General features: G+C 67.8%; 25 protein-coding genes. 2 read left to right on the top strand and 23 right to left on the bottom strand.

Features of this window, described 5'->3' with window-relative positions:
- Positions 1–508 precede the first annotated feature (508 nt).
- A complete protein-coding gene (gene mftM / locus GONAM_RS05515) occupies positions 509–1366 on the top strand; it encodes a mycofactocin oligosaccharide methyltransferase MftM (RefSeq protein ID WP_040535526.1) in 858 nt (285 codons plus the stop codon).
- A 9-nt stretch (positions 1367–1375) separates the two neighbouring features.
- Here mftM and GONAM_RS05520 read toward each other — a convergent pair whose 3' ends face one another.
- The 7 genes from GONAM_RS05520 to murA form a co-directional block, all read right to left on the bottom strand.
- Positions 1376–2062, bottom strand: a complete 687-nt coding sequence (locus tag GONAM_RS05520) for a MadR family response regulator transcription factor (protein WP_006865791.1) — start codon at positions 2060–2062, stop codon at positions 1376–1378.
- Positions 2059–3423 (bottom strand): MadS family sensor histidine kinase, encoded by a 1365-nt coding sequence (locus GONAM_RS05525; RefSeq protein WP_006865792.1) that lies wholly within the window; start codon positions 3421–3423, stop codon positions 2059–2061. Before GONAM_RS05525 ends, GONAM_RS05520 begins: the two co-directional genes overlap by 4 nt.
- A complete protein-coding gene (locus GONAM_RS05530) occupies positions 3423–4598 on the bottom strand; it encodes an iron-containing alcohol dehydrogenase (RefSeq protein WP_006865793.1) in 1176 nt (391 codons plus the stop codon). The genes GONAM_RS05525 and GONAM_RS05530 overlap by 1 nt, the downstream gene beginning before the upstream one ends.
- A gap of 69 nt (positions 4599–4667) precedes the next feature.
- Positions 4668–6212 carry a MadC family VWA domain-containing protein gene (madC, locus tag GONAM_RS05535; protein ID WP_006865794.1) on the bottom strand — a complete coding sequence of 515 codons (1545 nt, stop codon included), beginning with the start codon at positions 6210–6212 and terminating at the stop codon, positions 4668–4670.
- The gene (locus GONAM_RS05540) at positions 6209–7300 is read right to left on the bottom strand and encodes a MadB family AAA-type ATPase (protein ID WP_006865795.1); all 1092 of its coding nucleotides are present in this window, start codon (positions 7298–7300) and stop codon (positions 6209–6211) included. The genes madC and GONAM_RS05540 overlap by 4 nt, the downstream gene beginning before the upstream one ends.
- A gap of 127 nt (positions 7301–7427) precedes the next feature.
- Positions 7428–8699, bottom strand: coding sequence for an NDMA-dependent methanol dehydrogenase (mdo, locus tag GONAM_RS05545; protein WP_006865796.1), 1272 nt, complete (start codon positions 8697–8699; stop codon positions 7428–7430).
- Positions 8700–8851: 152 nt separating this feature from the next.
- The gene (murA, locus tag GONAM_RS05550) at positions 8852–10108 is read right to left on the bottom strand and encodes a UDP-N-acetylglucosamine 1-carboxyvinyltransferase (RefSeq protein WP_006865797.1); all 1257 of its coding nucleotides are present in this window, start codon (positions 10106–10108) and stop codon (positions 8852–8854) included.
- Positions 10109–10164: 56 nt separating this feature from the next.
- On the opposite strand from murA, the gene GONAM_RS05555 reads away from it, so the two are divergent.
- Positions 10165–10779 (top strand): cob(I)yrinic acid a,c-diamide adenosyltransferase, encoded by a 615-nt coding sequence (locus tag GONAM_RS05555; RefSeq protein WP_006865798.1) that lies wholly within the window; start codon positions 10165–10167, stop codon positions 10777–10779.
- A 55-nt stretch (positions 10780–10834) separates the two neighbouring features.
- Here GONAM_RS05555 and GONAM_RS05560 read toward each other — a convergent pair whose 3' ends face one another.
- The 16 genes from GONAM_RS05560 to rpmE all read right to left on the bottom strand — a co-directional run bounded on the left by GONAM_RS05560 (position 10835) and on the right by rpmE (position 25387).
- Complete coding sequence (locus GONAM_RS05560; protein ID WP_006865799.1) at positions 10835–11323, bottom strand: DUF2550 domain-containing protein; 489 nt, start codon at positions 11321–11323, stop codon at positions 10835–10837.
- A gap of 203 nt (positions 11324–11526) precedes the next feature.
- Positions 11527–11907 (bottom strand): F0F1 ATP synthase subunit epsilon, encoded by a 381-nt coding sequence (locus GONAM_RS05565; RefSeq protein WP_005194830.1) that lies wholly within the window; start codon positions 11905–11907, stop codon positions 11527–11529.
- Between the two features lie 9 nt (positions 11908–11916).
- Positions 11917–13365, bottom strand: a complete 1449-nt coding sequence (atpD, locus tag GONAM_RS05570) for a F0F1 ATP synthase subunit beta (protein ID WP_006865800.1) — start codon at positions 13363–13365, stop codon at positions 11917–11919.
- A gap of 67 nt (positions 13366–13432) precedes the next feature.
- Positions 13433–14356 (bottom strand): F0F1 ATP synthase subunit gamma, encoded by a 924-nt coding sequence (locus tag GONAM_RS05575; RefSeq protein ID WP_006865801.1) that lies wholly within the window; start codon positions 14354–14356, stop codon positions 13433–13435.
- Positions 14357–14401: 45 nt separating this feature from the next.
- Entirely contained in the window at positions 14402–16030 is a 1629-nt protein-coding gene (atpA, locus tag GONAM_RS05580) for a F0F1 ATP synthase subunit alpha (protein ID WP_006865802.1), read from the bottom strand.
- Between the two features lie 81 nt (positions 16031–16111).
- Positions 16112–17536 (bottom strand): F0F1 ATP synthase subunit B/delta, encoded by a 1425-nt coding sequence (locus GONAM_RS05585; RefSeq protein WP_006865803.1) that lies wholly within the window; start codon positions 17534–17536, stop codon positions 16112–16114.
- Positions 17536–18024, bottom strand: a complete 489-nt coding sequence (locus GONAM_RS05590) for a F0F1 ATP synthase subunit B (RefSeq protein ID WP_005196345.1) — start codon at positions 18022–18024, stop codon at positions 17536–17538. Before GONAM_RS05590 ends, GONAM_RS05585 begins: the two co-directional genes overlap by 1 nt.
- Positions 18025–18071: 47 nt before the next feature.
- Complete coding sequence (locus GONAM_RS05595; protein ID WP_006360523.1) at positions 18072–18323, bottom strand: F0F1 ATP synthase subunit C; 252 nt, start codon at positions 18321–18323, stop codon at positions 18072–18074.
- A 132-nt stretch (positions 18324–18455) separates the two neighbouring features.
- A complete protein-coding gene (gene atpB, locus GONAM_RS05600) occupies positions 18456–19205 on the bottom strand; it encodes a F0F1 ATP synthase subunit A (RefSeq protein WP_006865804.1) in 750 nt (249 codons plus the stop codon).
- Positions 19202–19615, bottom strand: a complete 414-nt coding sequence (locus tag GONAM_RS05605; RefSeq protein ID WP_006360521.1) for a hypothetical protein — start codon at positions 19613–19615, stop codon at positions 19202–19204. The genes atpB and GONAM_RS05605 overlap by 4 nt, the downstream gene beginning before the upstream one ends.
- 283 nt (positions 19616–19898) lie before the next feature.
- Positions 19899–21098 (bottom strand): glycosyltransferase family 4 protein, encoded by a 1200-nt coding sequence (locus GONAM_RS05610; RefSeq protein ID WP_006865805.1) that lies wholly within the window; start codon positions 21096–21098, stop codon positions 19899–19901.
- Between the two features lie 57 nt (positions 21099–21155).
- Positions 21156–22379, bottom strand: coding sequence for a serine hydroxymethyltransferase (gene glyA, locus GONAM_RS05615; RefSeq protein WP_083876383.1), 1224 nt, complete (start codon positions 22377–22379; stop codon positions 21156–21158).
- A 1-nt stretch (position 22380) separates the two neighbouring features.
- Positions 22381–23034, bottom strand: coding sequence for an L-threonylcarbamoyladenylate synthase (locus tag GONAM_RS05620; protein WP_006865807.1), 654 nt, complete (start codon positions 23032–23034; stop codon positions 22381–22383).
- Positions 23035–23081: 47 nt separating this feature from the next.
- Positions 23082–23960, bottom strand: coding sequence for a peptide chain release factor N(5)-glutamine methyltransferase (gene prmC, locus GONAM_RS05625; RefSeq protein WP_006865808.1), 879 nt, complete (start codon positions 23958–23960; stop codon positions 23082–23084).
- Positions 23961–23964: 4 nt separating this feature from the next.
- Complete coding sequence (gene prfA / locus GONAM_RS05630; protein ID WP_006865809.1) at positions 23965–25041, bottom strand: peptide chain release factor 1; 1077 nt, start codon at positions 25039–25041, stop codon at positions 23965–23967.
- 133 nt (positions 25042–25174) lie between these two features.
- Positions 25175–25387: a 50S ribosomal protein L31 gene (gene rpmE, locus GONAM_RS05635; RefSeq protein WP_006865810.1), complete on the bottom strand. Its 213-nt coding sequence runs from the start codon at positions 25385–25387 to the stop codon at positions 25175–25177.
- Positions 25388–25628 lie beyond the last annotated feature (241 nt).

Consider the following 25628-nt stretch of genomic DNA (forward strand, 5'->3'; position numbering starts at 1 on the left):
GCTACGCACCCCCACAAGGGCTTTCACCAGCAGACTAGGTTCAGACTTTCCACGTCCACCCCGTCTCCGGGGCAACTCTTCCAGCCTACCAGACCTTCTCTGCGACCCGCAAACCCGAAGTTGGCGACTCACAAGGGATCTGGCAACCCCGTACCGCGTCCGCAAGACAAGAAGTCCTGCAGTCGAAGTTCGGGGGCGGTCTGCGCGAAGCCCGGTCTCCACTCCCCGTCTCCAGACCCTCTCAGGTCTTCCGGGGCGGCGCCGTGGCGCGCTGACTCGAAGAAAGTTACGCAACCGTTTCGCCAGGGTCAAATCGCCAGGTGGCCACCCGTCGCGTCGAACATCTTCGCAGGTCACGGTCTTCCGGCCTGCGACGAAACCGCCTGTCGGGCGTCCATTTTCCGCGATCCCACGGATGTGACGTGCACCGCAGAACCGTCCTTTCGGACAGGTACCCGCCCCCGGTAGGTCAGTTATGCGCAGGTCAGGATGTTTCTACGGTCGATTCATGACCATCATCGATCAGTCGACGACCGTCCGGGCGGAGCTTCTCGACTCATCTGTCGCACGCGAACGTATGCCGCGGATTCTCCGATCCGCGCTTGTTCCCAGTGGTTTCGCGCGCTGCGGCCTTCTGTCGTGGCGTCGGGTGGCCGGCGTCCTCCAGATCGCGCACCCATTCGACGAGGAGACCATCTCCGACTCGGTGGTCGTCGACGGCCTGGTGTCACTGGTCGACGCAGGTGTCCTGTCGGGGCAGGAACAGTTCGAATCCGCGGCGGTGGGCATCATCCGGACCTCGGCGGGCACGTCCGCCGACGCGTGGTCGGCGTTCTACGACAACTCGATCCGCGAACTCCGCTGCGGGGCTTCGGCATTCGCGCCGGTGCACCGGCGCGCACGGTCGCTCGTCACCGGTTCGTCGGTGCTCGAGGTCGGTTCGTGCTTCGGATTCCTGGCCCTGGCGTGCGCGATGGACGGGTTCGAGGTGTCGGCCTGCGACATCTCGCCAGGCGCCGTCTCCCTGCTCTCGTGCGCATCGCGTCGACTCGGCCTGCCGGTCGACGCGACCGTCGGCGACGCGACCGCTCTCCCCTACGACGACGACTCCGTGGACACGGTCTCGCTCATCCATCTGCTCGAGCATCTCGACGCCACCGGTGTGAAGGCGGCGCTGTCGGAGGCCCTGCGGGTGGCGAGGCGACGTGTGGTCGTCGCGGTCCCGTTCGAGGAGGAGCCCAGTCCGCACTTCGGACATCGTCTCCGCCTCAGCGAGAAGGACCTGCACCTCTGGGCACGCGGCGTCGGGCACTCCGGAGCCGAGGTGTTCGTCGACCACGGCGGCTGGCTGATCCTCACCCCGTAGGACCGCCGATCAGATGAGACCGCGCTTGCTGGCGATGTACACCGCGTCGGTGCGCTTGCTGACACCGAGCTTGCGGATGATGTTGCGGATGTGGAACTTCACGGTCGATTCGGAGATGTAGAGCGTCTCCCCGATGCGCTTGTTCGACATGCCATCCGCCAGCAACCGCAAGACCTCGCGCTCCCGGTCGCTGAGCGTCTCGGTGGCCTCCGCCTCCCCCGACACCGTTCGCAACACGACCGCGGCACTGCGCGGATCGAAAGCACTACCACCGGTGGACACCGCCTGGATCGCACGAACGAGTTCGGTCGTGTCGACGTCCTTCACGACGTATCCCCGGGCACCGGCGCGGACCGCCCGAACGACCAGGTCATCGTCGAGGAAGGTGGTGAGCACGAGCGCCGCGACCTCCGGGTGGCGCTGGGCGATGTCCTTGATCAGGCGCAGCCCCTCGTACTCGGTACCCGCGGACAGCTTGAGGTCCACGACCACGACGTCCGGTCGGCATGCGTTGACCTCGGCGAGCGCGGCGTCGTGCGAGCCTGCCTCCCCGACCACCTCGACGACCTCCTCCCGCTCCAGGAGTGAGCGCATCCCCTCCCGGAGCAGCGCATGATCGTCGACCAGCAGTGTCCGGATGGGCCTGACCTGCTTGCCCCGGCTGGTCGTGTCCCCGGCCGTGTTGTCAGTGCTCACGAGAACTCCCTGGTCGTCGTTCCGGCATCGGATGCAGTCGGCAGGATCGCGGTCAGCCGGATACCGCCCGCCCGCGACCGTCGTATCCGTACCTCGCCGCCGAGTTCGGTCGCCCTCGAGGCCATGTTCGCCAGACCGCGATGGCGTCCGGCGGCGAGGTCGCCGAGCGATGCGGTCCTGAGCACGCGTCGGAGGTGCTCGGGGTCGCCGACCCCGTCGTCGTCGACGGACAACGACACCTGATCCGGTGTGTAGGTGAGCGTCACGGTGACCTCGGTCGCGCGTGCGTGGATCGCCGCGTTGAAGAGCGCTTCTCCGGCGATTCGGAGGAGCGCGTGCTGGACGTCGTCGGTCAGGTCGCGGGAGCGGCCCCGGATGCGGACCGCGGTCGTCAGGTCCGGCGGCATGTGCAACGAGCACAGTTCGGTCAGGACCTCGTGGACGCTCGGCGACGGCACGCTAGCGGCGTTGTTGAGTGCGTAGATGAACGTCCGCAACTGCTCGACCGCCTCTTTTGCGAGCCGGCCGGCCATCTTCAAACGCTCGAGGGCGGCCCCGTCGACGAGGTCACGGCACAGCTCGATCTGCACGCCCGCGGACAGAACCGACTGGGTCACCGAATCGTGCAGCTCGCGGGCGATCCGTGACCGCTCCTCGTTGAGGACCGTGGTGCGCATCGCGGCGGAGAGTTCGCGTTGCGTGCGTTCGAGCTCGTCGTTCCGTTCGGCCAGTTCCGCTGCATGGCGGTGGGTTTCAGAGAAGAGCTCGGCGTTGAGCAGGGCGACGATCGCCTGGCTGGCCAGGATCCGCAGGACCACGACGTCGGTCGGGTCGACGACCCGGTCGGACGGCGTCCACGCCGACAGGCCGCCGACCACGTTGCCGTCGAGCTCGACCGGAACGTGCACGTGGTCCTCGGACAGGATCGGGCCGTGCAGCAGCGGCTCGTGGCCGCGCAGGATGTCGTTGAGACGGTTCAGCACCTCGTCGGGCAGACCGTCGGGCGGCGAGGCCGTCGCCGAACCCTCGAAGGCGTAGAGCCGGCCGCTGCCCGAGCTGATCAGGTGACGCGGCGCGGACCGCTCGAGCCGACCGTCGGCGAGGCCGAAGACCACCCACTCGGCGCCCAGGTGATCGCGTGCGGCCTCGACCACCGCGATGACCAGCGCCTCGGGCCCCTCGGCGGTGCGCACCAGCGCCCGCGAGATCCGTTCCAGTGCACCGACCACCCGGCTCAGCCGGGCCTCGACCCCGCGGTACTGGGCATAGTGACTGCCCTTGACGCTGCGGAGGCCGACGAGGCTCTCGAGGTCGGAACGGGCGGGTTCCCGCTCGGGGTCGGGGCGCGCGGCGCCGGCCATCACAGGGCCTCCACATACAGATCGCGAATCCCGGCCGCCTGCGGTCGGCGCGGGTTGGTGGTCATGCACGAGTCCGCGAGGGCGTGCGTGGTGAGCCGGTCGAGGTCTTCGGCGCGAACCCCCAACGGCTTCAGCGACTCCGGCATCCCGACCCGGGCTCCCAGTCCCCCGACGGCGTCGGCAAGGCGGTCGGCGACCATGCGTGCGTTCCCGTCGGTGGACAACCCGATCGCCCCGGCGAGGTCGACGAAGCCGTCAGCGCACACCTCCGCGTTGTAGCGGATGACGTGCGGCAACAGAACCGCGTTGATCGCGCCGTGGGGCGCGTCGCAGTGCCCGCCGACCGGGTGACTCATCGCATGCGTCGCGCCGAGGATCGCATTGGTGAACGCCATCCCGGCCCGCAGCGACGCCAACGACATCTCCTCGGCCGCGACCTTGTCCAGCGGATCGTCGACGAGCCGCTCGAGGTGGGTCCAGACGCCCCGGATCGATTCCAGCGCAAGCGAATCGGTCATCCGTCCGTGCGCGAGGGAGACATACGCCTCGACGCAGTGCGTCAGGACGTCCATGCCGACCTGTGCGGTGACCTCGGCCGGCACCGTGGTGAGCAGTTCCGGATCGCTCACCGACAGGTCGGGTACCAGCGAGCGGCCGATGATGGTGACCTTGGTGCGGCGCTGCGCGTCGTTGATGATGCAGAACTGCGAGACGTCGGCGCCGCTGCCGGCCGTGGTGGGCACCGCGACGAGCGGCGGCAGGGGCCGGTGGGCACGATCGATGCCCTCGTACTCCAGGATGTGGCCGCCGTTGGACGCGAGCACCGCGACCCCCTTGGCGGCGTCGATGACCGATCCGCCGCCGAGCGCCACGAGCCCGTCTGCGTCGTGCGAGTTGTACGCCAGGAACGCTGCGGTGACCTCCCCGGCGCGCGGGTTGGGCGACACGTCGAGGAAGGCGGCCGCGTGCAGACCGGCGTCGGCCAGCCCCGACATCAGCTGTGCATACCAGGGGGTGCCTTCCAGACCGCGGTCGCTGACCACCAGCGGACGGCGCATCCCGAGGCCCGAGGTGGCGAGCGGCACCTCACCGAAAGCGCCCGGTCCGAGCACGATCTCGGGGGCATGGAACTTGGCGACATGACCGGCGCTGCGTCGGCGCGTGCCACCCTGCATCCGTTGTCCTCCGATCACCACGGGCCGATGACTCGCTGTCCGCGACCCGCACATCCGACGCTACTCACGTCACCTCAGCGCTGCACCAAGTTCATCACAGCGCGCGAGCATCTCGGCGCCGTCCCGCACGCTGACCACCCCGCTGCAGTGCTCGGCATAGTCGGCCATCGCACAGCCCGTCTGGGACCAGTAGCGCGACGGCTCCGGCGTCACCCACGCGAGCCGGTGCGCGCGTCGACCGATCTCGGCGACGAGGTCGGTGCGCGCGTCGAATCCATTGCTGCGCGCGTCGCCGACGACGAGCACCGAGGTACGCGGGGTGATGAGGTCGCCGAACTCACCCAGCAACCCGGCGAACATCTGCCCGTAGTCACTTGTCGCGGCCAGGTCGAGGCCGTCGGCGGCGAGCACTGCGGCCAGTGCGGCGTCGGCGGACGCCGCCCGGAGCGCCGTGGTGACGCGCACCGGACGGTCGACGAAGGCGACGACCTCGCACCGGTCGCCGAAGCGGTGCAGGGTCTGGGCGAGTCGCAGGATGAACCCGGTGACCGGCCGGACCGACAGCGAGACGTCGACCAGGACCAGCAGTCGCACCGGACCGGGCCGCGGACGCCGCCGCCACAGTTTGGCCGGCACCCCGTCGGTCGCCACGGCCGCGCGCATGGTGGCCCGGATGTCGAGGGTTCCGCGGTCTCCGGGACGGATCACCCGACGCGGTGCACCGCGCATGCGCTGGACCAGCCGGTGGCACGCGCGGTCGATGTCGGCCTGCTCGGTGCGCGCAGGCGCGGACTGTCCGAGTGCGTCGCCCATGGCGATCCCGGCCGCCTCGAGGCGTGCGGTGAACGCATCGACGAAGGCCGCGAGCGCCCGTTCGAGTTCGACGCGACGCGCGTCGTCGAGGTCGGCGTTCCCGTCGGTGCCGTAGGCGCTGCGGGGGTCGTAGGCGTCGAGCGCAGCCAGGATCGCGGCGGCGCCGGTCAGACCCAGCGGCGTGGACTCCACCCGGGCCGCGGCACCGGTCAGTTCACCCACGGTTGCCGAATCGGCGGAATCGATCTCGACCGTGTAGGTCACTCCCCCGCTCACCGAACCGCTGTCCGGGTCGACGCCGAGCTGCTCGGCACCGGCGGAGACGGTGAAGTCGTTCTCCTCGCGATGGGCGCTCTCGCCATGACGCTCACCCGCGTCGGGATCGGGCGCCATCAGGTCGCCGATCTCCTCGGTGTGTTCGTCGGCGCCGATGCGACGGGCAGCCCCTTCGAACTCCTCGTCCCAGACGACGTCGTCGGGGAGGTCCGCGGCGGCACCCCGCGGCCGGGGCAGATCCGCCTCCCGACCGGAAGGCAGGTCGGCGTCGAGGAAGAAGACGTCGAAGGCGTGCTCGAAACCTTCGGTCTCATAACCGTATTTGACCGAGACGCTACGCAGGGCCGCGCGCAGCACGCCGAGATCACCGCCCCCGACGATGGCCAGCGTCCGGCGGATCTCGATCACCTCCGCGGGCGACGCCGCGACCCCGGCACCGCGCAGCGCCTGCCCGAACAGGACCGCGAGCAGGTCGAGGATCTCCGCGCGGCGGATGCTCCCCTTCGGCGGCGTGAGCACGTTCATCGTCCCGCGTGGACCCCGGCGCTGCGGGCCCGGCCCGCACCGAACGCCCGCGCCGTGACCGATCCCTGCGGCGTCGTGCCGTCGACCCCGACCTCCGCGACGGGGGTGTCGGCGGCGGCCGGCGACAGCACACGACGGGCGAGGTCGAGGTCGGTGCCGAACTTGACCAGCAACGAGAGCAACGCGGCGTCGGCGGGAGCGGGGCCAGAACCGACCTCCGGGCGGGACCCGGTGCTCTTGAGATATGACGCAGCCCGGGCGGCGTCGATGACCTCGGCGATCGAAGGACTCTTGCGCAGCGGCAGATCGCGGAGTCGCCGGGCGAGGTCGACGACCTCACCGATGACCTCGTCCTCGATGTCGGGCGCCCGCACCGCAACGATGGCGCGCTCGGTCTCCGGGTCCGGATAGTCGACCTGGAAATGCAGGCACCTGCGCTTGAGGGCCGGCGAGAGTTCACGGGTGTCGTTGGAGGTCAGGATCACCCAGGGCGACGACCGCGCGGTGAACGTGCCTAGTTCGGGGACCGACACCTGGCGTTCGGCGAGAACCTCGAGCATGACCGCCTCCATCGCCTCGTCGGTGCGATCGATCTCGTCGACGAGCAGCACGGTGGGGGTGGTCGAGGTGATCGCGGCCAGCAGCGGCCGGGCCACCAGGAAGTCCTCGGTGTACACCCCGACCTCGGTACGCGCCAGGGCTGCCGAAGCCGCCGAAAGGCTTGTCTCCGCGGCCAACTCGGCGCTGATGCGATCGCGCAGCATCTGCACGTGCAGCAGCTGGCGGGCGTAGTCCCACTCGTAGAGGGCGCGCGAGTCGTCGAGTCCCTCGTAACACTGCAGGCGGATGAGCTCGCGCCCCGACGCCGCGGCCAGTGCCTTGGCCAATTCGGTCTTGCCGACGCCGGCCGGCCCCTCCAGGAGCAGCGGGCGGTCGAGCAGCGTCGCCAGGTGCACGACGACCGCCAGCTCGGGTCCGATCAGGTATCCCTGCTCGCCCAGGGCGGCGGTCAGTTCCTCTGCGGAGGCGAAACGAGCGGTCTCGTCGGCATCCGCCAGGCGGGCCAGACCGGTGGAGGTGTGCGTCATCGGGTCGCCAGACCTTCCTTCGTCGGATCGATGGGGAGCGACGGACCGCAGGCCCCGGGAGGGATCTCCCCTCCCGGGGCGCTGCTCCGCCACAGGCGTCGTGGGGGGTCGACGCCCAGGGGCATGATCAGTAGCTGCCGGTAAAGGCGTGCGTGACCATCGGGATCAGCGATTCGACGGTGCTCTCGCGGGGATTGCCCGGGGTGCACCAGTCGCCCATCATGTGCTCGGCGATGGCGCGGATCTGCTTCTCCGAGGTGTCGATGCCCTCGCCGCGGCCCTCGTACTTGCCGGTGTTCATCCGGTTCTTCTCGTAGCTGTTGGTCGACAGCTGTCCGAAGTTGTCCGGGATGCCGAGGTCCTTCGACAGGCGGATGGCCTCCTCGACCGCAGCGTCGGCGGCCTGGACGGTGGTCATCTTGGAGGTGTCGACTCCGAGCAGCGCGGCGATCTCGGCATAGCGCTCGAAGCGGGAGGGCAGGTTGTACTCCCACACGCGGGGCAGCGCGATGGCGTTGTTGAGACCGTGGTGGCTGTCGTAGAAAGCGCTCACCGCGTGGGACAGGCTGTGCACCAGGCCGAGACCGCCGGAGTTGAACGCCTGCGCCGAGATGTACTGCGCGTGCATCATTCCGGTGCGCGCCTCGAGGTTGCGGGGATCGTAGACGGCGGTCCGCAGATGCTTGGCGATCAGCTCGATCGCGTACTTCGCGTTGCCGAGCGACGGCGCGAAGTCCAGGCGCGAGACGTACGGTTCACTGGCGTGGGCGAGGACGTCGAAGCCGCAGAACGCGGTGAAATGTTCCGGGCAGGGGTAGTACAGCAGCGGGTCGTCCATCGCGAGGTCGACCAGACAGGTGTCGTCGAACGCGACCCACTTGTGCGGGTTGTTCATGTCCGAGGTGTCGGTGATGACGTACGCCCACGAGGTCTCCGAGCCGGTGCCCGCGGTGGTCGAGACCGCGATGTGCTTCGGGTTCTCCTTGTTGGTGGCCTTGGAGAATCCCTCGAACTCGTTGATGTTGCGGCCGTCGTGCGCGATCACCATGCGGGCGCCCTTGGCGGCGTCGTGGCTGGAACCACCGCCGACCGAGATGATGCCGTCGCACTTCTCCGACTGGTACAGCGCGGCGGCGTCCATGACGTTGTAGTCCTTGGGATTGGACTCCACCTGGTCGAAGAGGACCACGTCGACGCCCTGGTACTCGATCTTGCCGATCAGCTCTTCGATGATGCCCGAACCGCGGAGGCCGGTGGTCATCAGCAGGGCACGGGTCATGCCCAGTTCCTTGGCCTCGACACCGAGCATGTCGTGCGCACCGACGCCCAGCTTCGCCTTCGGGAACGGGTGGAACTCCTTGATCGGGAAGTCCCAGATCTGGTTCAGCTCAATGGCCATGGGGGTGAACTCCTTGTGACGGTTGGGTCTGTCACAACGAGAATGTCGCTCAGATCACAACGGCCACAAGGGGTCCTGACCCTTGGCCGACAGGGACGGTCCAACGGGACGGGGGTACCACCTGTCCGATCGGACAGGTCGGCACGCGCGAATCAGTCGGAGACGCGCTCGATCTCGCCGCCGAGGCTGCGGAGGATCTCGACGAAGTGCGGGTAGCCGCGGTCGATGTGTTCGACGTCGTGCACCTCGGTGACGCCGTCGGCGACTAGGCCCGCTAGCACCAGTCCGGCGCCGGCGCGGATGTCCGAACACCAGACGGGGGCGCTCGAGAGCTTCTCGATGCCGCGGATCACCGCATGGTGTCCGTCGGTGCGTGCGTCCGCCCCGAGGCGGACCATCTCCTCGACGAAGCGGAACCGGGCCTCGAAGACGTTCTCGGTGATGACGGACATGCCCTCGGAGATGGCGGCGAGGCCGATGGCCATCGGCTGCAGGTCGGTGGGGAAACCGGGGAACGGCAGCGTCGAGACGTTGACCGCGACCGGTCGGCTGTCGTGACGCACCCGGAAGCCGTCGTCAAAGGTGTCGACGCGGGCGCCGGTGTCGACGAGCTTGTTGAGTACGAGCTGCAGGTGTTCGGGAAGTACGCCGCGGACGGTCACGTCACCGCGTGTCATCGCGGCGGCGATGCCCCAGGTGGCGCCGACGATGCGGTCCCCCACCACCCGGTGAGTCGTGGGATGCAGGCGGTCGACGCCGTTCACGGTCAGCGTCGACGTGCCGGCGCCCTCGATCTGCGCACCCATCTGCTGCAACATCACGCAGAGGTCGACGATCTCGGGCTCGCGGGCGGCGTTGTCGATGGTCGTCTGGCCCTCGGCGAGGACCGCGGCCATCAGGATGTTCTCGGTGGCGCCCACCGACGGGAACTCGAGCGCGATGGGCGCGCCGATGAGCGCGTCGGCCTCGGCGACCACGCAGCCGTGCTCGATGGAGCTGGTCGCACCCAGGGCGCGCAGGCCGGCCTGGTGCATGTCCAGGGGCCGCGACCCGATCGCGTCACCGCCAGGAAGAGCCACGACGGCGCGATGGCACCGGGCCATCAGCGGACCGAGGACGCACACCGAGGCACGGAATTGACGAACGGCCGCGAAATCGGCGTGGAACTTCGGTTCGGCCGGGGCCGTGATCGAGACGGTCTCGCCGTCCATCTCGACGACCGCACCGAGACCGCGCAGGACGTCGGCCATCAGCGGCACGTCGGCGATCTCAGGCGCGTTCGTCAGCACCGTCGTCCCCTCGGCCAGCAACGCCGCCGCCATCAGCTTCAGCACGCTGTTCTTGGCGCCACCCACCGACACCTCACCGGACAGACGTGCCCCGCCCGTCACCAGAAACCGATCGCTCACGCATGCCACCTTATCCGCCGCCGTCCGGCACTCATCGCACGCAGTACATTCAACGCATGGCCGTTCATCTGACGAGGATCTACACCCGCACCGGCGACGACGGTTCGACCGGTTTGAGCGATTTCTCGCGAGTTCCCAAGACGGATCCGCGCGTGGTCGCCTATGCCGACTGTGACGAGGCCAACGCTGCGATCGGCACGGCACTGGCTCTCGGCGGCGATGTACCCGCCGACATCGCCGCGGTGCTGTCCACGGTGCAGAACGACCTGTTCGACGCCGGCGCCGACCTGTCGTCGCCCATCGTGGAGAACCCGAAGTACCCGCCGCTGCGGATCGCCCAGGAGTACATCGACGCCCTCGAGGGCTGGTGTGACGACTTCGGCGCCGATCTGCCGCCGCTGGACTCGTTCATCCTCCCCGGCGGCACCCCGTTGGCGGCCCTCCTGCACCAGGCACGCACGGTGACCCGCCGCGCAGAACGTTCGGCTTGGGCCGCGGTGTCGGCACACCCGGACACCACCAGCGTGTTGCCGGCGAAGTACCTCAACCGACTGTCGGACCTGTTGTTCATCCTGTCGCGTGTGGCCAACCGGGCGCCCGACGGAACGCTCGGCGACGTGAAGTGGGTTCCGGGCGGCAACCGGCAACGTCCGGAATCGTCCGACAGCTGACGTCTGGGAGCCGAAAGGCCCCTGATCTAGAAGGGATCCCGCCGGAAGGGCGGGATCAGGCGCTTTTGCGCCGTTGTGACCGTGCCGACTGCCGCGACTCCAGCCAGGACTGGAACGCGGTGACCGCGCCCGGGCCCATGGCGAGCTCGTAGCCGTCCTTGACCTTGCCGTCGGGGAACGCTCCATCGGAACCCTTGCCGATGGAGGGGGTCCTACCGGTGGTCTGTACCTGGAGGATCAGCATGCCCTCGAGGATCTCCGTCTCGGTTCCCTCGGGACGGCGACGGCCGGCGATCTCGATGCTCTGACGGGCGAACGTGACGTTCGGGCCCGGACGCAGGGATGCCAGCCGGTAGTAGCGCAGTGAATTGTCGCTGTAGTGAACCGTGCCGTGTCGCCAGCCGTGATCGACCTCCGCCGGGATCGTGCGCAGCAGGATCGGGGTGCCCACGCGGCGGAGCTGGGCCAGACGCACCGCCAGGAGCACACAGACGATGACGGCAACCGCCAGCAGCACACTGAGCAACACGACCAGCAGCGTCATCACTTACTCCTCTGTGCAATCACCGCATACGTCCGACCCGCCGTCGAGATCCTGATCGAGGATGGACGGCATGACCGGCAAGCGGGACAAGGGCTGTGGATCCAGCATGCCAGATCACGCACATCGGACGCGAAACGACCTCGGCCGGTCACCGGACGTGAGTCCGATGACCGGCCGAGGCGACCATCGCGCGAGCGAGGGTGTTACTTCGAAAGGTGCTGTGCCGCAGTCAAACGCGCGTGAGCACGGTGATACTCCGGGGAGTCCGGCTCAGCCTGCTCGAGTGCGGTCTTCTCCGCGTTGATGTCGACGTCGTCGGCCCAGTCGGCCGACTCCGCGAGCACCGTGACGGCCTCGCCGGTGACGGACAGGAATCCGCCCTCGACAGCAGCCGCGCGGCGATTGCCGTTCTCCTCGACGATCACCACGAAACCACCCGGGACCAGCTGGCCCAGGAGCGGCTCGTGGTTGGCCAGGATGCCCAGCTCGCCGACCGTGGTCTGCGCGATCAGGAACGTGGCCTCGCCCGAGTACAGGCTCGAATCCGCGGAGACAACCTCCACGTGGAAGGACTTCTCAGCCATGGATTACCGCTACTTTCCGGCGATCTTGGCGGCGGCGGCCTCCACGTCGTCGAGTCCACCGCAGCTGTTGAACGCCTGCTCGGGCAGGTGGTCGAACTCGCCCTTGGCGACACGGTCGAATGCCTCGATGGTGTCTGCGAGCGGGACGACCGAGCCCTTCTGACCGGTGAACTTCTCGGCGACGAGGAAGTTCTGGCCGAGGAACTTCTGGATACGGCGAGCACGCTGCACCGTGACCTTGTCCTCTTCGGAGAGCTCGTCCATACCGAGGATGGCGATGATGTCCTGCAGCTCCTTGTACTTCTGCAGGATGCGCTTGACCTCGTTGGCGACGCGGAAGTGCTCGTCGCCCACGATCGAGGCCTCGAGGATTCGCGAGGTCGACGTCAGCGGGTCCACAGCGGGGTAGATACCCAGCTGCGAGATCGGACGCGAGAGCTCGGTGGTCGCATCGAGGTGCGCGAAGGTGGTCGCCGGCGCCGGGTCGGTGTAGTCGTCGGCGGGGACGTAGATCGCCTGCAGCGAGGTGATCGAGCGGCCCTTGGTCGAGGTGATGCGCTCCTGGAGCTCGCCCATCTCGTCGGCCAGGGTCGGCTGGTAGCCCACCGCGGACGGCATACGGCCGAGGAGGGTCGAGACCTCCGAGCCGGCCTGCGTGAAGCGGAAGATGTTGTCGATGAACAGCAGCACGTCCTGGTGCTTCACATCGCGGAAGTACTCCGCCATGGTCAGCGCCGACAGAGCCACGCGCATACGCGTGCCCGGCGGCTCGTCCATCTGACCGAACACCAAGGCGGTGTCCTGGAGAACGCCCATCTCCTCCATCTCGAGGTGGAGGTCGGTGCCCTCACGGGTGCGCTCGCCGACACCGGCGAACACCGAGGTGCCGGAGAACTCGCGCGCGATACGCGTGATCATCTCCTGGATGAGGACGGTCTTGCCGACGCCCGCACCACCGAACAGACCGATCTTGCCGCCCTTGACGTACGGGGTCAGCAGGTCGATGACCTTGATGCCGGTCTCGAGGATCTCGGTCTTGCCCTCGAGCTCGTCGAAGGCCGGCGGCTTGCGGTGGATGCTCCACTGCTCGCCGTCGCGACCCAGGCCGGGGCTGTCGAGGCAGTCGCCGAGGGCGTTGAAGACGTGGCCCTTCACGACGTCGCCGACCGGCACGACGATGGACTTGCCGGTGTCGGAGACCGACGCACCGCGGACGAGGCCGTCGGTGGGCTGCATCGAGATGGTGCGCACCAGGTTGTCACCGAGGTGCTGCGCGACCTCGAGGGTGAGGGTCTTGGCAACCGAGGAGAGGGTGACCTCGGCGTGCAGGGCGTTGAACAGCTCAGGGATCGAGCCCCGGGGGAACTCGACGTCGACCACGGGGCCGATGATGCGGACGACCCGCCCGTCGGCGGAACCCGCCGACTGCGCGGAGGGGTTTTCTACTGCTGCGGTCATGGTGCTTGGGTCACTTCCTCTTGATCGAAGTATTGGTTCTCGTCGTCAGGACTCGGGGGCGCTGCGGCTAGTTGGCCAGTGCGCTCGAACCACCGACGATCTCGCTGATTTCCTGGGTGATCTGGGCCTGGCGGAGCTGGTTGGCCTCACGCGACAGCGTCTTGGCCAGCTCCTCGGCGTTGTCGGTCGCCGCCTTCATGGCGGTACGGCGAGCCGCCGACTCCGACGCAGCCGAATCCAGCAGTGCCGCGTACACCCGCGTTGCCACGTACTTCGGCAGCAGCGCGTCGAGCAGGGCATCCGCACCCGGTTCGAACGTGTAGTTGCGAGACGGGGTGTCGTCGGACGACTCGTCGTCCTCGGACACGACCAGCGGCGCCACCCGGCGGACCTCCGGTACCTGCGACAGCATCGACTGGAACCGGGTGTAGACCAGATGCAGCTCGTCGACGCCCTCGAGGACGCCGTCGCCACCCGGACGCTCCACCTCGGTGCCCGAACCGGCCACGAACAGATCCACCAGGAACTGGGTCGGCTCGGCGGCGTCCATGTACTTCGGCGCCTCCGAGAAGCCCGTCCACGAGTCCGAGACGGTCAGGCCGCGGAAGTTGAAGAACCCCACACCCTTTCGACCCATCACGAACAGCACGGCTTCCTTGCCCTCCTCGCGCAGCAGCGCGATGAGTTCACGGGTCGCCTTGAGCACGTTGGCGTTGTAGCCACCGCACATGCCGCGGTCGCTGGTGACCACCAGGATCGCCGCACGCTTGGGATTCTCGCGCTCGTTCAGCAGCGGGTTGTCCAGGTAGCCCGAGTTGCTCGCGAGCTCGGAGAGCACCGTCGTCATCTCTTCCGAGTACGGCTTCGCCGCCGCGACGCGACCCTGGGCCTTCGTGATACGCGAGGTCGCGATCAGCTCCTGAGCCTTGGTGATCTTCTTGGTCGACTGGACCGACCGGATGCGTGAGCGCAGCTCACGAATGCTGGCCATGAGCCCTCACCCCTTCCTTATCGCAATGTCCGTTGACGTCTGAGATCACTTGCGGATCTTGATCTCTTCGTTCTCGACGTTCTCGGCATCCATTGCCTGCGCCTCGGCCTCGTTGACCACGCGACGGCCGTCGTGGGTGAGGTAGCCGTTCTTGAACTTGTTGGTCTCGGCGACGAGGGCCTCGGCCTGGTCGTCGGCGAGCGCCTTGCCGCCGGCGATCGAGTCGTAGACGCCCTTCGCGTTGTGGTGCAGGTGGCTCAGCAGCTGGGTCTCGAAGTTGCGCACGTCGTCGACCGGGACCGAGTCGTAGTGGCCCTCACCGCAGAGGTAGATCGAGACGATCTGATCCTCGACCGAGAAGGGGCTGTACTGGTCCTGCTTGAGCATCTCGACCCAGCGGGCGCCGCGCTCGAGCTGCGCCTTCGACGCATCGTCGAGGTCGGAGGCGAAGGCCGAGAAGGCTTCCAGCTCGCGGAACTGGGCCAGCTCCAGACGCAGCGATCCGGAGACCTTCTTGAGGCCCTTGGTCTGTGCGGCACCACCGACGCGCGACACCGAGGTGCCGACGTTGATGGCCGGGCGGACACCCTTGTTGAAGAGGTCCGACTCCAGGAAGACCTGGCCGTCGGTGATCGAGATGACGTTGGTCGGGATGAACGCCGAGACGTCGTTGGCCTTGGTCTCGATGATCGGCAGACCGGTCATCGAGCCGCCGCCGAGCTCGTCGGAGAGCTTTGCACAACGCTCCAGGAGGCGCGAGTGCAAGTAGAAGACGTCACCCGGGTATGCCTCGCGGCCCGGCGGGCGACGCAGAAGCAGCGAGATGGCGCGGTAGGCCTCGGCCTGCTTGGTCAGGTCGTCGAACACGATGAGGACGTGCTTGCCCTGGTACATCCAGTGCTGGCCGATGGCCGAGCCGGTGTAGGGGGCGAGCCACTTGAAGCCGGCCGAGTCCGAAGCCGGGGCGGCGACGATGGTGGTGTACTCCATCGCGCCGGCCTCTTCGAGAGCGGACTTGACGCCGGCGATGGTCGAACCCTTCTGACCGATCGCGACGTAGATGCAGCGGACCTGCTTGGTGGGGTCGCCGGTCTCCCAGTTCGCCTTCTGGTTCAGGATGGCGTCGATGCAGACGGCGGTCTTGCCGGTCTTGCGGTCGCCGATGACGAGCTGACGCTGTCCGCGACCGATGGCGGTCATGGCGTCGATGGCCTTGATGCCGGTGGCGAGGGACTCCTCGACGGGCTGGCGCTCGAGCACCGAAGCGGCCTGCAGCTCCAGGACGCGCTGCTCTTCGGCCTCGATGTCGCCCTGGCCGTCGATCGGGGCGCCGAGGGGATCGACCACGCGGCCGAGGAAGGCGTCGCCGACGGGCACGGAGAGCACGTTGCCGGTACGGCTGACCTGCTGGCCTTCTTCCAGGGACTCGTAGTCACCCAGGATGACGGCGCCGATCTCGTCCTCGTCGAGGTTCAGCGCGACGCCGAGGACGCCGCCGGGGAACTCGAGGAGCTCGTTGGCCATTGCGCTGGGCAGTCCGCTGACGTGAGCGATACCGTCCGACGTATCGGTGATGATGCCGACCTCGTCACGCGACGCTTCGGCTTCGAACGACGAGACGTACTGCTCGATCGCTCCCTTAATCTCGTCTGGTGAGATCGTCAACTCCGCCATGGGTTCTCGTCTTTCCTTGATTAGCTCTGAGGCTTTAGGGCTCGGGCTTTGGGTGTTCAGGTGGTCAGGGGTCGAGCTGCGTCAGCGCGGCAGGGTCTCGGCTGCCTTCGCGAGGCGCGTGGCGACATCGGCGTCGATGACCTCGTCGCCGACGCTGATCCGCAGGCCGCCCAGCAGTTCGGGCTGGACCTCGGTCTGCACCGAGATGGTGCGGCCGTAGATCCCGCCGAGGACGGTCGCGAGGCGCTCGACCTGTGCGTCGGCCAGCTCGGAGGCCGACACGACGTGGGCGACCGATTCGCCGCGTCGGGCGGCGGCCAGCTCGGCGAGCTGATCGACGGCGACATCGGCGGCCTGACCGTTCAGCAGGCGAACGGTCGAGGACAGCAGCGTCCAGGTGTGGCCACTGACCTTGTCCCCCGTCAGCTTCTGCAGGAGGTCGACGCGCTTGTCGGCATCCTTGCTGTGATCGGAGAGCAGCGACGCGAGCTGCGGGTTGGCCTCCAGGATCCGGCTGACGCGGAACAGTTCGTCCTCGACCTGCTCGATGACCCCGTCACGCTCGGCGGCGGTCAGCACGATCAGCGAGTTCTGACGACGCAGGGCGGTGATGAAGTCACCCGACGACGACCAGCGCTGAGTCGAGGCGGTCGCAAGGACCTCCACGACCACCGGGGCCACCTTGCCGTCGAACAGGGTGTGCACCAGCGAGTTCTTGCCGGCGGCGTTCTCGTCGTCCTCGACCAGGCGCTTGCGCAGCACCGGGTTCTCGCCGAGGAAGTTGATGGCCGAGGTCAGGTCACCCGACGCCGCGGCGAGAGCTGCACCGTCGAGGTCGCCCGCAGCCGAGTCGAACTTGTCCGACACGGCGAGAGCGGCGTCGCGGCTGGCGGCACGCATGGCGTGCAGACCGACGAGCTTGGCGCTCGACGGAATGGCCGACGACGATCCGGACGACATCTCCTCGAGCTCGTCGATGACCCGGTCGACGCTGGCGGCCTGGGCCGAGTCGTCGGCGAGGTGGTTGCGCACGAGTTCGCCGGCCTTGTCGACCGCGGCGAGGCCGAGGTCGGTACGGAGCTGACGGACCAGGTTCGCCCGCACCAGTGCGACCTGGTTGCGGCCGTGCTCGGAGATGCGCTTGACCTCGTGATCGGCCTGGGCGCGGATGTCGGAGGTGATCGCCTCGGCGTCGGCCGCGGCGTCCTTCTTCATCTGTTCCGCCTCGGCCTTGGCCTCGGCGACGGCCTTCTCACGGGCCTTCTGGCCTTCGGCGACCCGCTTCTTGGCGGCTTCGGCCTCGGCGAGTTGGGTGCGCACCGTCTCCTGACGATCACGCATCATCTTCTGCACCGGCGGGCGGACGTACTTCCACAGCAGGAAGATGATGACCGCGAAGCCGAAGAGCTGAGCGATGAAGATCGCAGGGTCGAACGCAGCACCGATGTCGTGGAGCCAGGTGCCGATGGGGCCCTGGTCGGATTCGGTCTCAGTGTTGGCAGCCATCAGTTCACCGCTCCGCTCGTCGATCGGGTGTCGGAAAGAGTGGCCGAGTCGACACCGAGCACACGCGCCGCGAGGGTCTTGGCGAGTGTGTCCACATCAGCTGCAGCCGTCGATGCCGCCTGCTCACCCTGAGCCGCCAGCTCGGAGCTGGTCGACTGCAGGGCAGCGTCGGCCTCGGCGGTCGCTCGCTGCTTCATCTCGTTCAGCTGTTCACGGCCCTGTGCGCGAGCTTCGTCGCGCTTGGCGGTGGCCTCACCGCGCGCTTCCTTGAGGAGCGAACGGAACTGCACGTCCGCATCCTCGAATTCGGCGGCGGCAGTCCGATTGTCCTCCGCGGTGCGGTGGATCATCTCGTCCCGCTCCTCGAGGACCTGCTGAATCGGCGGAACCACGAACTTGCGGATGACCAGCAGCAAAATCACGAAGATGAGCAGGACAACGAAGAACGTTCCATTCGGAAGCAGGAAGTTCTCTGCAGCAAGCGTCATTGTGGTGAGGTGTCGTTTCTACTCGGCGACAAAAGGGAGAGCGGTGATCAGCCGGCGCTGATCGGGGTGGCGAACACGAAGAGCGCCATGAAGGCCAGGTTGATGAAGTAAGCGGCCTCAACCAGACCAACGGTGATGAAGAACGGGGTGAACAGACGACCCTGAGCCTCCGGCTGGCGAGCGATACCGGCGATGAGCTGGCTACCGGCCAGGCCGTTACCGATACCGGCACCAACGGCGCCACCGGCCATGATCAGGCCGCCACCGATGAGTGCGCCGAGGCCAATGTAAGGATCCATTGTGATATTTCCCTTTCGGTTGCTGACAACTGGTGTGCCAGGTCTGTGGCTGCGACGACAGGCGCCGACGCAGGTCGGTCATGTGCGGTTGTGGTCGCGGCGTTCCCGCCGCGAGGTGCCCTGGACGGGCGGTCAGTGATCCTCGGTCTCCATCGACTGCGAGAAGTAGAGGATCGTCAGCAGCGCGAAGATGAACGCCTGGATCAGGCCGACGAACAGCTCGAAGGACTTCCAGATCGCGTTGGGCGCCCACATGATGTACGGCGGGAAGAGGGCGATCAGGGCGACCATCATGCTGCCGGCGAACACGTTGCCGAAGAGTCGCAGCGAGAGCGAGATCGGCTTGGTGAACTCCTCGATCACGTTGATCGGTGCGAGGAAGGCGACGTGGCCCTTCACGATGCGGGCCGGGTGACCCAGCAGGCCGCGGGCCCGGAAGCCGGCGATCTGGTACCAGACGAAGACGAAGAGGGCGAGCGCGTAGGCGAAGTTCACGTCCGCGGCCGGCGGCTTGAGGATCTCGTGGTGACCCACCTGGACCGGCAGGACCGACAGCCAGTTGGAGATCAGGATGAAGGTGAACAGCGAGACCGCGAGCGGGAGGACGTACGGAGCGACCTTCATGCCGATCGCGCTCTCGACCTGTCCGCGCATCTGGATGGTGACTGCTTCCCAGAAGAGCTGCACACCCGAGGGGACGCCGGTCGAGGTGACCTTGGACTTCAGGTAGAAGGCCAGCGCGAGCATGATCAACGCCGCGAGCGCAGTCGCGATGATGGTTTCCAGATTGAAGGTCAGTCCGAAGAGCTCGAACTTGGTGTAATGACCCACCTGAATGGCTGGTTCGCCATCCTCTGCGGCTAGGTAGAAGGCGGTCGTCATGGTTGGCTACGAAGTCCTTTCATCACCGGAATGACCGTGTTCAGCACCAAGACCACCTGGCCGATGGCGAGTCCGAACATCGCGCCCAACCCGTCGGGTTGGACCAGAAACGCCGCCAGCAGAGCGAGCACCGTGATGGCACCGAGTCGCATGGCGGAGTTGAGAGCAAGAGCGGTTTTACGGGGGTTCAACTCGGCGGTGACCGTGTCGACGGCACGCTTCACGAGCAGTGCGTTGACGAGGATTCCCGCGACTCCGAGCAGGAAGAACACTGCGAAGAGGGGATGACCGACGAGGATCGAGACCACCGCGACCACGAGCGTCACGCCGCCGGCGATGAGTGCCGGGCGACGCAGACCGGTGGGCGCCTGCGGATAGACGGGGGCTGAATCAGGGGCAGATGTCTCCATGTCCCTCTCCTCAGCTCGTTGAATCCATACCGACGGCACGGGGCACCCGCGTGCGTGCAGCAGCCAGTGGCCGCCATGCAACAGCTCGCGTTTGGTGTGACCCTACCAACACCACCCCGAAGGTCTTACCGGGGGGTATGAGTCGAGGCTCGCGAGAACCGCCGGCGAGATCCGTCGGCGCCCGGGCCACAACTACTACGGCCGATAGTACACCAGATTTATCGTGCCCTTACCAAGGGTGCGCTCGGTCGGAACCGGACATCGCCGGTCGACCCCGAGCACCTCATCGAAAGGCTTTCGTCGAGGTCCTGAGCTCGGCGAACCGGCGCTGTAGTCGCGGCGCCATGGTGACGAGCAGTGCCACCACCAGTCCCCCGCCGAACATCGGCGCGACCACCGACAGCGGGAACAGGGTGCTCGCCGCGGCGGAGAAGGCCAGGACACCGACCCAGAGGTAGATGATAAGCGCGACGCGGCGCTGGGAGTGCCCGAGTTCGAGCAGCCGGTGGTGCAGGTGCATCTTGTCGGGTGTGTAGAAACCGACTCCGGCGCGGGTCCGGCGGATCACCGCGAGCAGCATGTCGAGCATCGGGATGAAGACCACGGCCGCGACGAGGATCAGCGGTGACAGCAGGGTGAAGATGTCGGCTGGGCCGTAGGCGTTGACCGCGATACGGCCGGACGCACTCGTCGAGGCGGCCGCCAGCATGAGCCCGATCAGCATCGCCCCGGAGTCACCCATGAAGATCCGGGCAGGCGAGAAGTTGTGCGGCAGGAAGCCGAGGCAGGCCCCCGCGAGTGCGACGGCGATGAGGGCCGGCGGGTAGTAGCTGACGTCGCCACCCTGATCACGGAGCAGGCCGAGGGAGAACATGCAGATCGCCGCCGCGGCGATGAGTCCCAGCCCGGCGGCGAGACCGTCGAGACCGTCGACGAAGTTGATCGCGTTGATCGTCGCCACCGTGACGGCCACGGTGAGGAGGCCCGCCTGGAGCGGATCGAGCACGATGGTTCCGATGTCGGCGAACGGCACCGGCACCTGGATCCAGGAGATACCCAGGAGCACGAGCACCCCGGCGGCGGTGAGCTGGCCGACGAACTTCGTCAGCGCGTCGAGGCCCCACCGGTCGTCGACGACGCCGACCAGGACGATCACCGTGCCCGCCGTGATCACCGCGGTCATGTCGGTGGTGTAGGCGAACAGTCGGTTGAGAGCGGGCAGGTTGGCGGCGAGGGCGATACCGGCCACCACCCCGCCGAACATGCCGAGACCACCGAGTCGCGGGGTCGGGATCACATGGACGTCGCGCACGCGCGGCACGGCGACCGCGCCGGCCTTGATCGCGAACACCCGCACCGCCGAGGTCAGCAGATACGTCATCGCGGCGGCGGTCAGGCCGACGAGCAGCAACTCGCGCAGCGGGACACCGGCCCCTCCCCCGTCGGTCGCGGCCGCGAGCACCACCGGGGCGGCGTCGATCATCGGCTCACCACTGCAGCCGTCGAGGTCGCTGGGGACGTATCGGACACCCGGACAACGCTACCCGCATGCGAAGCCTCTGATCTCTCGGTGGATCCGGTCGTGCGTCGAGAGATCGTCGGTCGTCATCGCGGCCAGCATCGCGTCGGCGACCGCCGGGATCATCTCCGGGGTCAGGCCCCGGGAGGTGGCCGCCGGGGTGCCGATCCGGATGCCCGATCCCTCGGCGACGGGGCGCTCGTCGAAGGGCAGAACAGCCTTGTCGACCACGATCCCCGATCGATTGAGACGATCCTGCGCCTCGGTTCCGGAGATGCCGAGCGCCTCGACGTCGACAACCGCGAGATGGGTGTCGGTGCCCCCGGAGACCACCCGCAGCCCGCGCGCGGTCAACGCATCGGCGAGGTCGCCGGCGTTGCGCACGGCCGCACCCGCATAGGTGGCGAACTCCCTGGTTCCGGCATCGTGGAAGGCGACGGCCTTCGCGGCGATCGCGTGCATGGACGGGCCGCCCTGGATGAACGGATGGACCGCTTTACGCAACGCGTCGGCGTGCTCGGCGCGCGCCAGGATGACGCCGCCGCGGGGCCCGCGAAAGACCTTGTTGGTGGAGAAGGTGACGACGTCGGCGTGCGGCACCGGCGACGGGAGCAGCCCGGCGGCAACGTGTCCGGCGAGGTGCGCCGCGTCGACCAGGAGGATGCACTCCGCCTCGTCGGCGATCTCGCGCAGAAGCGGGTAGTCAAAAGAACGCGAATACGTCGTGGCCCCGGCCACCAGCATCCGCGGCCGATGCACCAGCGCGAGTTCCCGGACCTGGTCGTAGTCGACGAGCTCGGTGTCGCGGCGCACCTCGTAGTGCAGCGGCGAGAACCAGCGACCGGAGAAGTTGGCGCGCGAACCGTGGGTCTGGTGCCCGCCGTGCTCGAGCCGCAGCGCGAGCACCGGGTCCCCCGGCTGGGCGAACGCCGCGTGGACGGCGAGATTCGCCGCGCTCCCCGACAGCGGCTGGACGTCGACGTGGTCGGCACCGAAGAGGTCCCGCGCCCGGCTGATCGCGAGTACCTCGAGTTCGTCGACGATCTCGCAACCACCGTGATAGCGCGACCCGGGGCGCCCCTCGGCGTACTTCGAGTCGAAGGTCGAGGCCATCGCGGCCCGCACCCCCGTAGTCGGTTCGGTCTCGCTCGCGAGCAGCTGGAGCCACGTGCGCCGGCGGGATGATTCCCGCTCGATCAGCATGTCGATCTGCGGGTCACCCGTCGAACCGATGCCCGACGGCATCTCAACCACGCAGTGAGTCGGGGTCGACGTCGAGGACCTCGGCGACGGCCTCGATCGTGATGGCGCCCTCACGCAGGACGCGCGGCTGCGCGCCCGACACGTCGACGATCGTCGACGCCTGGGCGATCGGCGCGGGCCCGCCGTCGAGGTACACCGAGATCTTGTCGCCGAGCTGTTCCCGGGCCTCGTCGACCGTGGTGGCGGGCGGGCTGCCCGACACGTTCGCGCTCGACACCGCCATCGGCCCGACCTCGCGCAGCAGCTCGATCGCGACCGGATGCAGCGGCATGCGCAGCATGACCGTGCCGTCGGTGTCCCCGAGATCCCAGGCGAGCGACGGTGCCTGACGGACAACGAGACTCAGCCCGCCGGGCCAGAACGCCTCGATCAGGTCGCGGGCAGCCTGCGGGACGGACAGCACGAGTCCGTCGATGGAATGCCATGAGCCGACCAGGACCGGCACCGGCATGTCCCGGCCGCGGTGCTTGGCCGCGAGCAGCGAGCCGACGGCGTCGGAATCGAAGGCATCGCAACCGACTCCGTAGAGCGTGTCGGTGGGGACCACCACCAGGCGTCCCGCCTTCGCCGCCCCGACGGCCGCGCGAATGCCCGCCGAACGGCTCTGCGGATCGTTGCAGTCGAAAACAATGCTCACCGGTCCATCCTTTCATGCCCCCGGTGGTGCATTCCGGCAGACGCGCCTCAGCCGACGCGGCGGGCGGTGACGAAGCGCGGTCGCCCGGCCAGATCCGTACGGGCGGTCACCTCGTCGAACCCGCCGTGGGCGCGCAGGCAGTCGACGACGGCATCCGAGGTCGTGTCGTCGTGTTCGATCCCGACGAGACCGCCCGGGGCGAGCATGGTCGCGATGACCGGCACCATCGGGACGATGACGCTCATCCCGTCGTCGCCGCCGAAGACCGCGCGCGCCGGGTCGTGGTCCACCTCGGGACCGACCTCGGACCGCAGCGGGACGTAGGGCGGGTTGGTCGCGACGATCGAGACGCTCCCCGCCGGGATCGCGCGGCCGATCTGATCGGCATCGGTGACGTCCGCGGCCACCACGTCGAGCCGTTCCCGAACTCCGGACGGCGCCTCGGAAACGTTGCGCCGCAACCACTTCAACGCGGCGTCGTCAATCTCGACGGCCGTGACGCGCGCGGAACGGACCAGCGTCGCCAGGCCGATGGCCAGGGCGCCGCTACCGCTGCAGAGATCGACGATGCGTACCGGGTCGGCCATGGTCGCAGCGGCGGACGCCGCCCATTCGAGCAGATACTCGGTCTCCGGTCGCGGGATGAACACGCCCGGGCCGACGGCCAGCTCGAGCGGACCGAACGCCGCGGTTCCGACGATGTGCTGCAACGGGGTTCGACGCGCCCGCTGGTCGATCGCCGTCCAGAACTCACGGACGTGTGCGTCGTCGATGGTGTCGATGACGATCAGGCGGCCGGGGTCACACGAGAGGACGTGCGACATCAGCCATTCGGCATCGCGTCGTGCCGAGTCGATTCCGGCTGCTGCCAGTTGTGCGGTGGCTCTGCGGATTTCGTCGGCCACCCGGACCGGCGCGTCCGACATCGGGTTATTCGGCTTCCATGCGGGCCTGGCGCTCGGCGGCGACGAGCGCGTCGAGGAGGTTGTCCATGTCCCCGGCGAGAACGGCGTCGAGGTTGTTGGCCTTGTAGCCGATGCGGTGATCGGTGATGCGGTTCTCGGGGAAGTTGTAGGTGCGGATGCGCTCGGAGCGGTCGACGGTGCGGATCTGCGCAGCACGACCCTCCGCGGCCGCGGCCTCGGCCTCCTCCTCCGCCGCCGACTGGAGGCGGGCGGCGAGCACCTGCATGGCGCGGGCCTTGTTCTGCAGCTGCGACCGCTCGTTCTGGCAGGTCACGACGATGCCGGTGGGCAGGTGCGTGATACGGACTGCCGAGTCCGTAGTGTTGACACCCTGACCGCCCTTGCCCGACGACCGGTAGACGTCGATGCGCAGGTCGGATTCGTCGATCGCGACCTCGGCCACCTCTTCGGGCTCGGGGTAGATGAGCACACCGGCCGCCGAGGTGTGGATACGTCCCTGGGACTCGGTCACCGGCACACGCTGGACACGGTGCACGCCACCCTCGAACTTGAGTCGCGACCACACCCCGTCGCGGACGGCCTCCTTGGACTTGATCGAGAAGGTCGCCTCTTTGTAGCCGCCGAGGTCGGATTCGGTGACGCCGAGGGTCTGCACCTTCCAGCCGTGCCGCTCGCAGTACTTGAGGTACATGCGTGCGAGGTCGGAGGCGAACAGCGCGGACTCCTCGCCGCCGGCACCGGACTTGATCTCGAGCACCACGTCGTCGCTGTCGTGGGGATCACGCGGGGCGAGCAGGTCGGTGAGCGTCGCGTCGAGTTCCTCGACGGTCGCCTCGAGGGCAGGGATCTCGGCGGCGAACGATGAATCGTCCGCCGCGAGCTCACGTGCCGCCTCCAGATCCTCGCGTGCCGCCTTGAGCTTGTTGTAGGTCGACATCACCGGGGCGAGCTCGGCAAACCGTTTTCCCACCCGGCGCGCGGCAGCGGGATCGTCGTGCAGCGAGGGATCGGCGAGCTGACGCTCGAGGCCGGAGTGCTCGGCCAGGATGTCATCGATGGCCGACGGACTCTGCGTACTCACTGCAAACCTCACTTGGAAGACGGAACTCACCGCAGAAGAACATGGTCGGCGAGAACCTGGGGAGAGAAAAGACCTGGTCAAACACAAACGACGCCCGTCCCGACTGGGCGTCGGGCGGGCGTCGCAGCGTGGTCTACTTGGTGCGCTTGCCGTAGCGCTTCTCGAACCGGGCGACACGGCCGCCGGTGTCGAGGATCTTCTGCTTGCCCGTGTAGAACGGGTGGCACTGCGAGCAGACTTCGACATTGATACGACCGTTGGCAGCGGTGCTGCGGGTCTCGAACGTGTTGCCGCAGCCGCAGACGACGGTGGTCGCCGCGTACTCGGGGTGGATTCCCTGCTTCATGTCTGGTGCGTCCCTTTCTGTGGCCGCCGGGTCACCGTCGCCTCTCGACGGTGTGAACCGGAACCGGACTCGACCGCTCAGTATGCCATGTGTGCCCTTCGCGACGGAAATCGCGGACGCAGCGGTCGCAGGTTGGTCAACGGCACGGATCGCGATTTGATTCCCGGGTGAATATCACACCTCCGGAGGGTCGTGGAGGGTGCCCTAAGAGTAGTACCGTGGCCGACGGCCAATCTCTTGG

Source organism: Gordonia namibiensis NBRC 108229 (assembly GCF_000298235.1).
Classification (GTDB): Bacteria; Actinomycetota; Actinomycetes; order Mycobacteriales; family Mycobacteriaceae; genus Gordonia; species Gordonia namibiensis.

What these genes read in the sequence shown, in the direction of transcription:
- atpA (WP_006865802.1), bottom strand. Translation starts at nt 16,030, where the DNA reads ATGGCGGAGTTGACGATCTCACCAGACGAGATTAAGGGAGCGATCGAG.
- mftM (WP_040535526.1), top strand. Translation starts at nt 509, where the DNA reads ATGACCATCATCGATCAGTCGACGACCGTCCGGGCGGAGCTTCTCGAC.
- GONAM_RS05540 (WP_006865795.1), bottom strand. Translation starts at nt 7,300, where the DNA reads ATGACGCACACCTCCACCGGTCTGGCCCGCCTGGCGGATGCCGACGAG.
- GONAM_RS05530 (WP_006865793.1), bottom strand. Translation starts at nt 4,598, where the DNA reads ATGCAGGGTGGCACGCGCCGACGCAGCGCCGGTCATGTCGCCAAGTTC.
- GONAM_RS05585 (WP_006865803.1), bottom strand. Translation starts at nt 17,536, where the DNA reads ATGGCTGCCAACACTGAGACCGAATCCGACCAGGGCCCCATCGGCACC.
- prmC (WP_006865808.1), bottom strand. Translation starts at nt 23,960, where the DNA reads ATGTCGGACGCGCCGGTCCGGGTGGCCGACGAAATCCGCAGAGCCACC.
- atpB (WP_006865804.1), bottom strand. Translation starts at nt 19,205, where the DNA reads ATGACGACCGCCTTCTACCTAGCCGCAGAGGATGGCGAACCAGCCATT.
- GONAM_RS05565 (WP_005194830.1), bottom strand. Translation starts at nt 11,907, where the DNA reads ATGGCTGAGAAGTCCTTCCACGTGGAGGTTGTCTCCGCGGATTCGAGC.
- GONAM_RS05605 (WP_006360521.1), bottom strand. Translation starts at nt 19,615, where the DNA reads ATGGAGACATCTGCCCCTGATTCAGCCCCCGTCTATCCGCAGGCGCCC.
- GONAM_RS05610 (WP_006865805.1), bottom strand. Translation starts at nt 21,098, where the DNA reads ATGATCGACGCCGCCCCGGTGGTGCTCGCGGCCGCGACCGACGGGGGA.
- GONAM_RS05590 (WP_005196345.1), bottom strand. Translation starts at nt 18,024, where the DNA reads ATGACGCTTGCTGCAGAGAACTTCCTGCTTCCGAATGGAACGTTCTTC.
- GONAM_RS05525 (WP_006865792.1), bottom strand. Translation starts at nt 3,423, where the DNA reads ATGGCCGGCGCCGCGCGCCCCGACCCCGAGCGGGAACCCGCCCGTTCC.
- glyA (WP_083876383.1), bottom strand. Translation starts at nt 22,379, where the DNA reads ATGCCGTCGGGCATCGGTTCGACGGGTGACCCGCAGATCGACATGCTG.
- GONAM_RS05560 (WP_006865799.1), bottom strand. Translation starts at nt 11,323, where the DNA reads ATGACGCTGCTGGTCGTGTTGCTCAGTGTGCTGCTGGCGGTTGCCGTC.
- madC (WP_006865794.1), bottom strand. Translation starts at nt 6,212, where the DNA reads ATGAACGTGCTCACGCCGCCGAAGGGGAGCATCCGCCGCGCGGAGATC.
- atpD (WP_006865800.1), bottom strand. Translation starts at nt 13,365, where the DNA reads ATGACCGCAGCAGTAGAAAACCCCTCCGCGCAGTCGGCGGGTTCCGCC.
- GONAM_RS05595 (WP_006360523.1), bottom strand. Translation starts at nt 18,323, where the DNA reads ATGGATCCTTACATTGGCCTCGGCGCACTCATCGGTGGCGGCCTGATC.
- rpmE (WP_006865810.1), bottom strand. Translation starts at nt 25,387, where the DNA reads ATGAAGCAGGGAATCCACCCCGAGTACGCGGCGACCACCGTCGTCTGC.
- GONAM_RS05575 (WP_006865801.1), bottom strand. Translation starts at nt 14,356, where the DNA reads ATGGCCAGCATTCGTGAGCTGCGCTCACGCATCCGGTCGGTCCAGTCG.
- mdo (WP_006865796.1), bottom strand. Translation starts at nt 8,699, where the DNA reads ATGGCCATTGAGCTGAACCAGATCTGGGACTTCCCGATCAAGGAGTTC.
- GONAM_RS05555 (WP_006865798.1), top strand. Translation starts at nt 10,165, where the DNA reads ATGGCCGTTCATCTGACGAGGATCTACACCCGCACCGGCGACGACGGT.